Source organism: Flavobacterium sp. Sd200, from assembly GCF_009826935.1.
Classification (GTDB): Bacteria; Bacteroidota; Bacteroidia; order Flavobacteriales; family Flavobacteriaceae; genus Flavobacterium.
Genome location: NZ_WUMN01000001.1, coordinates 498,727 through 510,650, shown reverse-complemented (window position 1 = coordinate 510,650; position 11,924 = coordinate 498,727). Strand labels below are relative to the sequence as shown.

Sequence of the window (11,924 nt, the reverse complement as noted above, 5' to 3'; positions counted from 1 at the left end):
ACACACGTAGTAATTACTTAATACTTTCAACGTTTACCAATTCGTTAGCTTCGGCTTTATAATCTACACCTTCTAAATCGAAACCGAACAGATTGTAAAAGTCTTTTCTGTAGCCTTCAAGGTCACCTAACTCAGGCAGATTTTCAGTAGTAGCTTCTGTCCAAAGAGCCGCAACTTTTGCCTGTATATCGTCGCGCATTTCCCAATCATCAATACGAATCCTTCCTTTATCATCCAACAGAATTTCGCCTCCTTTGTAAAGTCTTTCAGCATACAGTCGCTGTATTTGCTCGATAGTACCTTCATGCACTCCTTCTTCCTTCATTATTTTATACAATAATGATATATAAAGAGGTATTACAGGTATTGCACTGCTCGCTTGGGTTACCAAAGCTTTATTTACAGAAACATAAGCTTTTCCACCAATATCGGCAAGCTTATCGGAAATTTCAAATGCAGTGGCCTCAAGATGGTCTTTGGCACGACCAATAGTACCTTTGCGGTATACGGCTTCAGTTAAGGCAGGCCCTATATAAGAATAGGCCACAGTAAGTGCACCTGGAGCCAGTAAATTCTCTGCTTTAAGCGCATCGATCCACATAGCCCAGTCTTCACCCCCCATTACAGCCACTGTATTTTCTATGTCACCTTCCTGCGCAGGCTGTATAGTAACCTCAGATACTTTTCCTGTATGAAAATCTACCGTTTTATTACTAAATACATCTCCAATAGGCTTAAGTACCGATCTGTGCAGCACTCCCGTTTCAGGATGCTGGCGCACCGGAGAAGCAAGACTGTAAATTATAAGGTCTACCTGACCAAGGTCTGCTTTTATAAGGTCTATGGTTTGTTGTTTTATTTCTTTAGAAAAAGCATCACCATTTATACTCTTGGCATAAAGGCCTGCTTTATGAGCTTCCTGCTCAAATGCAGCCGAATTATACCACCCCGGAGAAGCCGTTTTGCCCTCGGCAGCAGGTTTTTCAAAAAATACACCTATGGTAGCAGCATTACTGCCAAATGCGCTGGTAATTCTTGAAGCAAGGCCAAAGCCTGTAGAAGCGCCTATTACAAGCACTTTTTTAGCGCCATCAATAGCACCTTTAGATTTTACGTATTCAATTTGCTTTTTTACGCTCTGCGCAGCACCGTCCGGATGGGCAGTAAGGCAGATAAATCCTCTCATTCTTGGTTCTATGATCATAAGTAAAGGTATATTTCTTTAAGTAAGTTATGTTTTTTTGCGCAACAAATATAGCCCGATTTTTTAGTTAAGCAATGCACGGGCATGATTAAGGGCAGAATCGCTCACGTCTTTACCCGAAAGCATTTCGGCAATTTCCCTTACGCGCTCCTCCTTGTCGAGCAATTTAAGTTCAGAGACCGTAGTGGTATTACTGGTTGTTTTAAATACCTTGAAGTGATTGTCTCCCTTAGCAGCAATTTGCGGCAGGTGCGTAATAGCAAAAACCTGCATTTCGTGGCTCATGGCTTTCATTACATCGCCCATTTTTATAGCTATCTCTCCCGAAACACCGGTATCGATCTCATCAAATATAATGGTAGGCAGTTTACTGTAATTTGCCAGCACTGCTTTTACAGCAAGCATAATGCGCGACATCTCACCACCCGACGCTACTTTTTTCATCAGCCCAAAGTCAGTGCCTTTATTTGCCGAGAATAAAAGGCTCATTTGGTCTTTACCATTAGTGTAATAGTTTTCAGATGAAGAAACTTCAAACTTAAATCTTGCATTTGGCATACCAAGCTGGCTTAATATTGCTGTTATTTTATCAGTAAGCAACGTTATTGCATCCTGCCTTTTTTTATGTAATTGAGCTGCAAAACCATCAGTAGATTCTTTTGCTTTAGCCACAAAATCTTCGGCTTGTTTAATAGCATCATCAATACCTTCAACTTTACTCACTTTGCCTTCAAGCTCTATTTGTATATCCACCAACTCCTGAACTGTAGCAACCTGGTGTTTTTTTTGAAGATTATAAATAAGCTGTAGTTTTTGGTTTACCCTTTCCAGTTCAGCAGGATCATCGGCCAATTTCTCGTAATCAACTGAGAGGCTTTCGGCAACATCATCAAGTTCAATAATAAGGCTCGAAATGCGTTCATAATATCCACCATAATTTCCCGGAAGACTACTCACCTTTTGAAGTGCGTTTTTAATTTCCTTAAGGTTTTGCAATGCTCCAAGCTGTTCGTCGTTTGCTACCGCCAGCGCTTTGGCAACAGATTCTTTTATAAACTCTACATTACTCAGTGTTTCAAGAGACTGCTCCAACTCTTCCTGCTCTCCTGTCTTTAGATTAGCAGAAACAAGCTCCTGCAGTAAAAAAGCATTATAATCCTGCTCTTTAGAAAGTGCTGCTTTTTCATCCTGTAGTTTTTTTAGCTGCGAGAGTGCCTGCTTATATTCCGAGTTTTGTTTTTTATACGATAAAAGTAATTGCGCATTTCCGGCAACAGCATCTAATATCTGCATTTGATAAGCTTCATCACTAAGCTCACGGGTTTGTTGCTGCGAGTGTATATCTAAAAGATATTCGCCCAATTGTTGTAATTCCTGTAAATTGGTTGGGGTGTCGTTTACAAATGCCCTCGATTTACCCGATGGTAATATCTCTCTGCGAATTATGGTAACATCATCATAATCCATGTCATTCTCTTTAAAAAAATCGACTAGATCATAATCGGCAATTCTAAAATGTGCCTCGATGACGCATTTTTGCTCTTTGTCTTTAAGCGATGTCAGGTCGGCACGATTGCCCAATACAAGTCCAAGCGCACCTAAAAGTATAGACTTACCGGCTCCGGTCTCGCCCGTTATTATCGAAAAATTACCCGAAAAATCGATATGGAGCTGCTCAATAAGAGCAAAGTTTTTTATATGAAGTGTTTGCAGCATAATATTTTAAAGTGCAATAGCAATACAAATATAGTGTTTTAAGGAAATTTTGCCACAAGTGCATCCTTACTAATTTGTAAACATCTTTAAAACTTTGGGGCTATTACCTGATGTTATTCCACTTAGCACCGTTAAGCGGAGATATTCTGTTTAACGTAGCAACAAGTTCTGAAACCTGAACTGTAGGTCCTCCAGAGAACATTGCAGCTATTTCATCCGACTTTGCATCAAAAAATATACGGGTCAAAAAAGCATTAGGACGAACTTTGTAAAGCTCCGCAAGGGTTTTTATAGCAGCAATAGCTTTTTCTTTTGCCATTTTTTGATCGTCAGACATTTTATCCAAGGCAGTAATGTGATATTCATACAAGGCACTCCTGAAAGGAGTAAACGTATTAGACAAAATATCATTCACCAAAAAATACCTGCTTTGGTTGCCATCCTGCGGGCTCCAGCCTTTTCCGCCGCTTTGCGCAACAGATGCTATGCCCTGCGCGGCCTGATAATATTGTGTACCGCCCTCTTTCATAAAAGTATCGGCATCAAGGCCAATAATCATATTAGCATAAAACGCCACTATAGAAACAAGATTAGAATCAAAAGTGGTAGGGTTATAAATAAGGTTTTCGCCTTCTATATACCTAAAGTTTGCATCTTTATCGTTAAAGTTAAGCACCGGAGTAGTGTATCCCGAATTAAATACCGGCCTTGACGAAGACACCTGTAGCGTAGTTGTAAAATTATTATCTGCAAATGCCGAAACATTAAATATCATAGAGCAATCTATACGCTCATTCCTCATCATGTTTCGGTTAGTGAATTTTGTATTGTTTACAAAATCCGTCAATGATTTTTGCAGGGTTTTAAATATCTGCGGATTAACATCGGTAATACGGTCAAAATTAACCTGCACAGTGCAGTTAAGTTCCTGCGCCTGTACAGAAAAACTGCATAATACCAGCAATGCCACTATATATTTATACATTATAATGCTTTTTTATCTTGTTTATAATATCAACCGCCACCTCTTCTTTAGTTTTAAGATCCATTGGCTCCTCATTGAAGCTTTTGTCTATAAAGGTAACCTTATTGGTTGGTTTCCCAAAGCCCGCCCCTTCATCATTAAGCGAATTTAAAACTATCAAATCTAAGTTTTTTTTCTTTATTTTAAGCTTGGCGTTTTCAATTTCATTCTCTGTCTCTAACGCAAACCCGATCAAAAACTGATCCCTTTTTACCTCTCCTAAGGACGCAAGAATATCTTTTGTCTTTTCAAGTTCTAATACTAACGTGCTTTCGTTCTTTTTTATTTTCTGCAGAGCAACTTCTTTTGGCCTGTAATCGGCAACTGCCGCAGCCGCAACAGCTACATCAACATTATTAAAGTATTTGTGGCAGGCATTATACATATCCTGAGAAGACACTACATGAACCAGGTCAATGCGGTCATGGTTCAATTTTAAATGAGTAGGCCCGCTGATTAACACAACCTCTGCCCCTTCATTAGCCGCAGCAACAGCAATATCATAGCCCATTTTGCCCGATGAATGATTACCTATAAAGCGCACAGGATCTAAAGGCTCATAAGTTGGCCCGGCTGTAACCAGTATTTTTTTACCGCGAAGCGGCAGCTTGTCCTCAATATCATTTTCTATAAAAGATACAATATTTTCAGGCTCAGCCATGCGGCCTTCACCAGATAAACCACTGGCAAGTTCGCCAATTTCGGCAGGTATAATAATGTTGCCAAAAGATTGCAACTCGGTAAAACTGTTTTTTGTAGAAGGATGAATATACATATCAAGATCCATTGCCGGGGCGATGTAAACCGGACATTTAGCGGATAGATATGTAGCAATGAGAAGATTATCGCTATTGCCCGATACCATTTTAGAAAGGGTGTTGGCCGTAGCCGGGGCAATAATAAATAGGTCGGCCCAAAGGCCAAGTTCTACGTGGTTATTCCAAACAGCATTCTCATCTTCTTCATGATAAAAAGATGAATGCACCGGATTTTTAGATAGCGTAGATAGTGTAAGGGGTGTAATAAAATCTTTAGAAGCAGGTGTCATGACAACTTTTACATGCGCACCTGCTTTTATAAATAATCTTACTAGCGACGCTGTTTTGTATGCGGCTATGCCCCCGGAAATACCGAGAAGAATTTTTTTTCCGCTTAAAACAGACATGTGCTTACTTATTGTTTGTTAGGATCTCTAAAAGAAACTTTATTACCCAACCACTCCTCTACTGCAAGTGCGTGAGGTTTAGGTAATTTTTCATAAAACTTAGAAACTTCGATCTGCTCCTTGTTCTCAAAAATTTCTTCAAGAGAGTCGTTATAAGTTGCAAACTCTTCAAGCTTCTCGATAAGTTCCTTTTTAATTTCAGTATTTATCTGATTAGCTCTTTTAGCCATAATGGTAATAGCCTCATATATATTACCTGTAGCCTCTTCTATTGCAACCTTATCATAGGTAATAGTGTTTACCGGAGCTGTAGCTTTCTTTAAATCCATTGGATGTTTATTTAGAAAATTTTTGTAATTCAGTATCTATCCTTGCAAGCATTGTATCTGCCTGCGCTTTATATTTTGTATCTGCCTTAAATTTAATAAGTGCAGCATAGTTTAGTTTAGCAGCCTCAAGACGGTCAAACATTTTACTTGGCACACTGTTTATGGCAAGCTGGTATGACGAGTCGAACTTTAAAAACAATGCATCTTCTTTAAGCGGCGTTCCGGGAAAATCTATCAAAAAATTATCCAACGTTTTAAGCGCCGCATTATAATCTCCAAAATACTCGGCAGTAGCGTGATACTGCTTTGCAATTTCATAAGCTTTTGTTTCAAGCTTTGTATTGAGTTCCTGAACAAGCTGGTTAGCCTCCGGCATAAATTGCGAGTTAGGATATTTATCTATAAATGCCTGCAACTTGTCTAACGCTTTATAAGTATCTACCTGATCGAGCGAATAGCGTGGTGACAATTCATAATAACTTTTTGCACCAAGAAACATTGCTTCTTCTGCCTTTTCACTACGTGGGTAACCTGCTGTAAAACTCTCAAACTGGTAACCTGCTGTATAGTACTGCTTTGTTTTATATAAAGCCTGAGCATACATATAAAAAAGCTTTTCTGCCTGGGGCTTGCCACGATATGACGGTGCTATCTGCTCAAAAAGACGAATAGACTTCATATACTTCTCTTTTTCATACAACTTCTCAGCCACCTCATATTTTACCTTTATATCATCTGACTTCAAGGCTTTTTGAAAATCGCTGCACGAAGTAAGCACACATGCAAAAAGAAGAATGTAAATATATCTTGCCATATAAATTAGTTATGCCGCCACAGCAGCCTGCAGTTTTTAAGCAACTGCAAATTTAGTTATTAATTACAGAATACAAAATCTTTTTTTGAGCTTTGACCACACAAAAAAAGATGCCAGAAAGGCACCTTCCTTAAAACTGTATTTTACTGTATTTATTGCACAATATTATGCCCTGCCGATGTAAAACTTTTCATATCGTTGTCAAACATATATAATCCGCCTTTACTGTCGCCAATAAGATCAATCTTATCAAGAATAACCTTAGCCTGCGCCTCTTCTTCTATCTGCTCGCTAACATACCATTGCAAAAAGTTATGGGTAGCATAGTCTTTTTCGGTCAATGCAATATCTACAAGGTTATTGATACTCGCAGACACCTTAACCTCATGCTCGTACAACTGACGGAAAAGCGTTGAAAAAGAAGTATAATCAAGCCTTGGCTCTTCTAAAGCTGACACTACTGCCGAACCGCCGCGCTGGTTTACATACTTTAACAGCTTAAGCATGTGCATTCTTTCTTCATCGCTTTGTTTAAACATAAAGGTAGAAATACCTTCAAACCCCTTTACCTCTGCCCATGATGCCATGGCAAGGTATATCTGAGACGATTCTGCTTCTATTTTTATCTGCTCATTTAATGCAGCAGCCATTTTATCTGATAACATGATGTGTAATTTTAATGTTTATACACAAATTTAGCTGATTTTCTTTACAAAACCGCTTATTCTTGCTGCTAAATCTTCATCTACATTTACCAACGGAAGCCTTACAACGTCTTCACTTAGCCCCAGCTCTTTAAATATATGCTTAATGCCTGCCGGATTGCCCTGCTCAAAGATCAAATCGATAGAATCGGCATATTTATAGTGTAATTTATAAGCTTCATCCACCTTGCGGTCAAGCCCAAGCTTAACCATTTGGGCAAACTCAGTAAAGCCCTGCGCAATAACACTTATAACCCCTGCCCCGCCGGCAAGAACCATAGGCAGCGTTATCATATCATCGCCTGATATTACAAGAAAACTTTCAGGCTTATCCTGTATCAGTTTCATAGCTTGAACAATATCTCCGGCAGCCTCTTTAATAGCAACTATATTTTTAAAATTATTCGCCAGGCGAATAACCGTTTTAGGAAGCATATTACTACCCGTCCTGCCCGGCACGTTGTATAAAATTACAGGCAGTGGAGAAGCCTCTGCAACAGCTTTAAAATGCTGATAAATACCCTCCTGGGTTGGCTTATTATAATATGGAGATACCGAAAGTATTGCTGCAAATGAAGAGAGATCCCTGCTTTTTAACTCTTCAACAACCTCGGCAGTATTATTGCCGCCAACACCCAAAACCAAAGGTAGCCTGTTGTTATTAGCCTTAACAATTGTAGCTATTACAAACTCTTTTTCATCCTTAGTAAGCGTGGCACTTTCAGCTGTGGTACCTAAAACCACAAGATAATCTATACCACCATCTATTTGGTAGTTTACAATTTTTTCGAGTGCCGCTGTATCTACAGACAGGTCTTTTTTAAAAGGGGTAACCAGTGCAACGCCTGTACCTGTTAATGACTGCATGGGTTATATTTTGTTTAGTATTTTTAAATATTTAAAAAGCTCTGCCACAAATTCTTTATATTTTTCGGCAGGCAGGGAAATCATAAAATTATCAAGGCGATCATTTGTAGTGGCAAACCCTACCTTAAATTTAGCTTTGCTTTTAATAGTCGCCAGCATTAACGGTGGTTTATCTACATCATAATAGCTTATAAGCATATCAAAAGTCTTATTTATAAAAGCTTCCACATCATTTTTATTAAAACTACCCGTTGCCGATATATTGCCACGGGTAAAAAAGGCATCTTTAGGCTCTTGCCCTTTTTTAACACTCTCTAAAAAACTAAGCGTTTCTATAGCGTTACGGGCAATACCTTTAGACACCAACTCACTTACAAGAGCCTCTTTATCATTAAAATAACTTTCATCTAACACCACCCCTACCGATAGCACTTTTCCTGTCGCAACAGTCGGTTGATAATTAGATAAACTATTCTTAATAATCTTTTTCAGGCTGAAATCTTTAATAAACCTCAAAAACATAGTACTTTTATTGCCGAATGCAAAATTACCTAAATAAAGGTCAACAACAATGATATTAACTAAAAAGTATAACACAACTATTTTACGGTTTGTTTTATTCGTAACAATGGCAGGATTTACTGCCTGCGGACCAAACAAACTGAGAAATACCGTTATTGAAGGAAAAAAAATACCTGTTACTGCCGATTATGCCGCCACTCAGGAAATTGAAAATTTTGTAAAACCATACAGAGAACATATTGATAAAGACCTGGACAACGTGCTTGCTTATTGCCCCGAAACACTTGATAAAAGCAAGAGCATTAACGGATGGCAAACAACCATTGGCAACCTTATGGCCGATGTTACTTTTGAAAAGGCCAACAAAACATTAATGGCACGCGAAAAAAGAAATGTAGATATATGTCTGCTTAACCATGGCGGCATCCGCTCAATTATTGCCAAAGGAAATGTAACAGCGCGCACTGCATTTGAGATCATGCCATTTGAAAACGCACTGCTTGTTATTGCTCTTAAAGGCGAACAGATTGTAGAAATTGCCAACTATTTAGCCAAAGAAAAAAAACCGCACCCCCTCGCCGGAATGGAAGTACGTTTAAGCAAAGACGGCATTGTTACCGGTATTACTGTTGGAGGCAAACCTGTTGAAGCCGGGAAAATATACAATGTTGCTACTTCTGACTATCTTGCCAATGGCGGAGACAGTATGAACTTTTTTAAGAAAGGCGTTGCAACCTACGACCTTGATTATAAACTGCGCAACCTGTTTATAGATTATTTTAAAGAGGTAGATACGCTACCTGTAATTAAAACCGAACGCATTATACAAGACAAATAATGAAAAGGAGAGATTTTATACAAAAAACGGCTGCCGGAAGCGCGTTGGTTCTTGGAGGATTACCGTTAAGCAGCTTTACAGAACCCGAGGTTAAAAAACTTACCATACTGCACACCAACGATGTGCACAGCCATATAGACCCTTTTGATGTAAACGACCCTAAATATCCCAACATGGGGGGCGCAGCCCGCAGGGCCACGCTTATTGAGCAGATTAGGAAAGAAGAACCCAATGTGCTTTTACTCGATGCCGGAGATGTTTTTCAGGGAACCCCATATTTTAATTATTATGGCGGAGAACTGGAGTTCAAAATTATGAGCATGATGAAGTATGACCTATGCACTATGGGCAATCATGATTTTGACAACGGAATAGACGGATTTTATAAACAATTGCCACACGCAAAATTTGATTTTGTATCGGCTAATTATAATTTTAAGAACACAGTACTGAACGGCATTGTAAAACCGTATAAGATATTTGTTAAAGACGGGCTTAAAATTGGCATTTTTGGCCTTGGCATTGAACTGAATGGACTTGTAGACAAAAAGCTGTATAAGGAAACTGTTTACAACAACCCTATTGAAGTTGCGCAGGACATGAGCAGAATACTTAAAGTTAACGAAAAATGCGATCTTGTTATATGCCTGTCGCATCTTGGATTTATTTATGCCAACGAAAAGGAAAAGATATCAGACCTTGTACTGGCACGCACTACTAAAAATATAGACCTTATTATTGGAGGTCATACACATACGTTTTTAACCAAGCCTTATATAGAAAAAAACCTTGATGGCGAAGAAGTAATGATCAATCAGGTGGGATGCTACGGCATTAACCTGGGCCGCATAGATTTTACTTTTGAAAAAGGCCGTAAAAAAGCAGGTGGCAGGACGTTGATCGTATAAATAATCCTTACACTAAAAGTAAAAATCCCCATTATAATAAACTTTATAATGGGGATTTTTATATAAATAAAACCTGTTGGTTATTTTGCTGGCTGGTTAACTTTTTGAGTAAGCTCTGCTGATATAGCCGAACGTTCAAATTTAATTTTGCCTGCCATAGTTTCTATGATCACAGCCGTTTCTGTAAGCTCGGCAATCCTTCCATGTATACCGCTTTTAGTAACCACTTTATCGCCGTTTTTAAGGCCGCTTTCAAATTCTTTTTCCTGTTTGATCTTTTTTTGCTGCGGTCTAAGCATAAAAAAGTAAAACACTACTATTATAAGTAGTAAAGGCATAAACTGCCCTAAAGCTCCAAATTGTTCCATTACTTATATAAAAATTATTAGTGTGCAACAGGTGCAGGCGCTCCTGCAATCTGTGCTATATTAGCTTTAAAATTTAATACTTCGCTGCCTTTTTCTGTATTAAGTGTAAGCGTAACTGTTTTTTCCTGGTTACCGCTTTTTCCGGCAGAGTCAAACACCACGCTAACCTCGCCTGTAGCACCTGGTTTTACAGGCTCTTTTGTATAATTAGGCACAGTACAGCCACAGCTTGCTTTTGCATCGCTAATAATAAGGTCGGCAGTACCCGTATTGGTAAATTTGTATGTATGCTCAGCCTTAACACCTGCAGCAATGGTACCAAAATCGTGGTTAGGGTTATCAAATTTAATAACCGCCAGTTTACCGGCTTCGGCATGAGCAAGCTCTGCTTTTTTTGCAGTAGCATCGTCTATTTTAAGGGCAGCATTTTCTTTTTTGCATGATACCAGCGCTAAAGAAGCAACGGCAAGCATGGCTAATGATCTTCTAATCATAATTCTTTAATTTATAATATTACATTAAACCTCTTCCGGTTTTTATAAGCTTATTGGAACCCTGATAATCTTTTATAAGGTTATCTAAAATACCGTTGATAAAAATACTACTTTTTGGAGTACTGTATTCTTTTGCTATCTCTAAATATTCGTTTATGGTAACCTTTACGGGTATCGACGGAAATTTTAAAAACTCGCAGATAGCCATTTTAAGTATAATAGCATCAATTTCGGCAATCCTTTCTGTATCCCAGTTTGGTGTTTTATCTGTAAACTCTTTAGAAAGCTCGTTGTTATTAAGTACTGTCTTCCTGAAAAGTTCGCGTGCAAAGTCTTTATCGTCGCTGTCTTTAAAAACCTTTGGCACATAAAATGCATCACGCCCATCCGGAGTTACCTGCTTAAGCTGCTTGCTTATAAGCGTGTTTACCACAGGAATATCATCTACCCATGTAAGCTTATGGTCTTCAAGATATTCGTAAAGTTTTTCGTTTGGTGCAATAACTTCAGTAAACAGGTCGGCAACAAAATCCCTGTCTTCCTCATAGTTATTTTTGTCGTTATGCATATAATTCTTATATACATCGCTTTCCTTTACGGCATCAAGCAGCAACAATATATAATCGTCGTTCTTAGTCCAGTTGTCTATTTTATTATCAGCCATAGCAATACTAAGCGGATTGCTTTCAGCTAATAAATGCAGGACACCGTTATTTATAAATTTTTTGTTGGGATTGCGCTCTGCAGCAGTGGCAAGATGTTTTTTTTGCGACCTCTCAATAAATTCTTCCTCTTTATTGCGCAACTCAACCAGGGCAGAAACCATGATAAGATACAGGTCGCGAATATTTTCAATACTGTTAAAAAGGAATTTTTCTTCCTTTAGCATGTCATCTGAATTGTTTTGGTGCATTGCATAAATAGACTGCATCACCTTGATCCTGATATGTCTTCTGTTTAACATCCGCCTT

The 11,924-nt window shown here is 38.6% G+C and carries 14 protein-coding genes; 2 read left to right on the top strand and 12 right to left on the bottom strand.

The features are described 5' to 3' along the window. Positions 1–13 precede the first annotated feature (13 nt). The 9 genes from fabV to GR160_RS02290 form a co-directional block, all read right to left on the bottom strand. A complete protein-coding gene (gene fabV / locus GR160_RS02330; RefSeq protein ID WP_160748219.1) occupies positions 14–1,204 on the bottom strand; it encodes an enoyl-ACP reductase FabV in 1,191 nt (396 codons plus the stop codon). Between the two features lie 63 nt (positions 1,205–1,267). After that, complete coding sequence (gene recN, locus GR160_RS02325; RefSeq protein WP_160748218.1) at positions 1,268–2,920, bottom strand: DNA repair protein RecN; 1,653 nt, start codon at positions 2,918–2,920, stop codon at positions 1,268–1,270. Between the two features lie 103 nt (positions 2,921–3,023). Next, entirely contained in the window at positions 3,024–3,905 is an 882-nt protein-coding gene (locus tag GR160_RS02320) for a DUF4835 family protein (RefSeq protein ID WP_160748217.1), read from the bottom strand. Beyond that, entirely contained in the window at positions 3,898–5,109 is a 1,212-nt protein-coding gene (gene coaBC, locus GR160_RS02315) for a bifunctional phosphopantothenoylcysteine decarboxylase/phosphopantothenate--cysteine ligase CoaBC (protein WP_160748216.1), read from the bottom strand. The genes GR160_RS02320 and coaBC overlap by 8 nt, the downstream gene beginning before the upstream one ends. Before the next feature lie 8 nt (positions 5,110–5,117). Next, complete coding sequence (locus GR160_RS02310) at positions 5,118–5,438, bottom strand: DNA-directed RNA polymerase subunit omega (RefSeq protein WP_160748215.1); 321 nt, start codon at positions 5,436–5,438, stop codon at positions 5,118–5,120. Between the two features lie 7 nt (positions 5,439–5,445). After that, positions 5,446–6,252, bottom strand: coding sequence for an outer membrane protein assembly factor BamD (locus GR160_RS02305; protein ID WP_160748214.1), 807 nt, complete (start codon positions 6,250–6,252; stop codon positions 5,446–5,448). Positions 6,253–6,404: 152 nt separating this feature from the next. Beyond that, positions 6,405–6,917: a ferritin gene (locus tag GR160_RS02300; protein WP_160748213.1), complete on the bottom strand. Its 513-nt coding sequence runs from the start codon at positions 6,915–6,917 to the stop codon at positions 6,405–6,407. 30 nt (positions 6,918–6,947) lie between these two features. Next, positions 6,948–7,823 (bottom strand): 4-hydroxy-tetrahydrodipicolinate synthase, encoded by an 876-nt coding sequence (gene dapA, locus GR160_RS02295; RefSeq protein WP_160748212.1) that lies wholly within the window; start codon positions 7,821–7,823, stop codon positions 6,948–6,950. A 3-nt stretch (positions 7,824–7,826) separates the two neighbouring features. Next, the gene (locus tag GR160_RS02290) at positions 7,827–8,345 is read right to left on the bottom strand and encodes a hypothetical protein (protein WP_160748211.1); all 519 of its coding nucleotides are present in this window, start codon (positions 8,343–8,345) and stop codon (positions 7,827–7,829) included. 106 nt (positions 8,346–8,451) lie between these two features. On the opposite strand from GR160_RS02290, the gene GR160_RS02285 reads away from it, so the two are divergent. Both GR160_RS02285 and GR160_RS02280 read left to right on the top strand, forming a co-directional pair. Then, positions 8,452–9,183 carry a 5'-nucleotidase C-terminal domain-containing protein gene (locus GR160_RS02285; protein WP_370519194.1) on the top strand — a complete coding sequence of 244 codons (732 nt, stop codon included), beginning with the start codon at positions 8,452–8,454 and terminating at the stop codon, positions 9,181–9,183. Then, complete coding sequence (locus GR160_RS02280; protein ID WP_160748209.1) at positions 9,183–10,091, top strand: bifunctional UDP-sugar hydrolase/5'-nucleotidase; 909 nt, start codon at positions 9,183–9,185, stop codon at positions 10,089–10,091. Before GR160_RS02285 ends, GR160_RS02280 begins: the two co-directional genes overlap by 1 nt. Positions 10,092–10,171: 80 nt before the next feature. On the opposite strand, the gene yajC is transcribed toward GR160_RS02280, so the two are convergent. Genes yajC through nusB form a run of 3 tightly spaced genes read right to left on the bottom strand, consistent with a single transcriptional unit; the run spans position 10,172 to position 11,917 of the window. Next, entirely contained in the window at positions 10,172–10,459 is a 288-nt protein-coding gene (gene yajC / locus GR160_RS02275; RefSeq protein ID WP_160748208.1) for a preprotein translocase subunit YajC, read from the bottom strand. 17 nt (positions 10,460–10,476) lie between these two features. Then, complete coding sequence (locus GR160_RS02270; protein ID WP_160748207.1) at positions 10,477–10,953, bottom strand: DUF1573 domain-containing protein; 477 nt, start codon at positions 10,951–10,953, stop codon at positions 10,477–10,479. Positions 10,954–10,972: 19 nt separating this feature from the next. Continuing rightward, a complete protein-coding gene (nusB, locus tag GR160_RS02265) occupies positions 10,973–11,917 on the bottom strand; it encodes a transcription antitermination factor NusB (RefSeq protein WP_202390690.1) in 945 nt (314 codons plus the stop codon). Between the last annotated feature and the right edge of the window lie 7 nt (positions 11,918–11,924).

Coding starts and splice junctions, on each gene's coding strand:
- fabV (WP_160748219.1), bottom strand. CDS start 1,204: ATGATCATAGAACCAAGAATGAGAGGATTTATCTGCCTTACTGCCCAT.
- recN (WP_160748218.1), bottom strand. CDS start 2,920: ATGCTGCAAACACTTCATATAAAAAACTTTGCTCTTATTGAGCAGCTC.
- GR160_RS02320 (WP_160748217.1), bottom strand. CDS start 3,905: ATGTATAAATATATAGTGGCATTGCTGGTATTATGCAGTTTTTCTGTA.
- coaBC (WP_160748216.1), bottom strand. CDS start 5,109: ATGTCTGTTTTAAGCGGAAAAAAAATTCTTCTCGGTATTTCCGGGGGC.
- GR160_RS02310 (WP_160748215.1), bottom strand. CDS start 5,438: ATGGATTTAAAGAAAGCTACAGCTCCGGTAAACACTATTACCTATGAT.
- GR160_RS02305 (WP_160748214.1), bottom strand. CDS start 6,252: ATGGCAAGATATATTTACATTCTTCTTTTTGCATGTGTGCTTACTTCG.
- GR160_RS02300 (WP_160748213.1), bottom strand. CDS start 6,917: ATGTTATCAGATAAAATGGCTGCTGCATTAAATGAGCAGATAAAAATA.
- dapA (WP_160748212.1), bottom strand. CDS start 7,823: ATGCAGTCATTAACAGGTACAGGCGTTGCACTGGTTACCCCTTTTAAA.
- GR160_RS02290 (WP_160748211.1), bottom strand. CDS start 8,345: ATGTTTTTGAGGTTTATTAAAGATTTCAGCCTGAAAAAGATTATTAAG.
- GR160_RS02285 (WP_370519194.1), top strand. CDS start 8,452: ATGGCAGGATTTACTGCCTGCGGACCAAACAAACTGAGAAATACCGTT.
- GR160_RS02280 (WP_160748209.1), top strand. CDS start 9,183: ATGAAAAGGAGAGATTTTATACAAAAAACGGCTGCCGGAAGCGCGTTG.
- yajC (WP_160748208.1), bottom strand. CDS start 10,459: ATGGAACAATTTGGAGCTTTAGGGCAGTTTATGCCTTTACTACTTATA.
- GR160_RS02270 (WP_160748207.1), bottom strand. CDS start 10,953: ATGATTAGAAGATCATTAGCCATGCTTGCCGTTGCTTCTTTAGCGCTG.
- nusB (WP_202390690.1), bottom strand. CDS start 11,917: ATGTTAAACAGAAGACATATCAGGATCAAGGTGATGCAGTCTATTTAT.